The sequence below is a fragment of the Saccharothrix sp. ST-888 genome (genome assembly GCF_000955975.1).
Classification (GTDB): Bacteria; Actinomycetota; Actinomycetes; order Streptomycetales; family Streptomycetaceae; genus Kitasatospora.
In genome coordinates, this window is sequence record NZ_JYJF01001158.1 from 1 (window position 1) to 229 (window position 229).

Consider the following 229-nt stretch of genomic DNA (forward strand, 5'->3'; position numbering starts at 1 on the left):
CCGGCCCGTGAACACCACTCCGTCAGAATCCGGCAGCTCCACACTCGCACCCAGCAACGGATGCCCCGCCGCACCGAGCCCGATCGACGCGACATCACCCATCGCCAGGATCGGGGTACGCGGCCAGTAACGCTGGCGCTGGAAGGCGTAGGTGGGCAGATCCACCCGGCGGGCGCCCTGGCCGGCGAAGACCGCCTGCCAGTCGACGGCCACGCCACGCACGTACGCC

Annotated in this window: 1 protein-coding gene; it reads right to left on the reverse strand. The window is 71.2% G+C overall.

Going from position 1 to position 229, the window contains the following annotated elements; all coding sequences use genetic code 11:
- Positions 1-213: hypothetical protein (locus tag UK12_RS36055; protein ID WP_045307455.1), on the reverse strand; the 213-nt coding region annotated here is incomplete at its 3' end.
- Positions 214-229 lie beyond the last annotated feature (16 nt).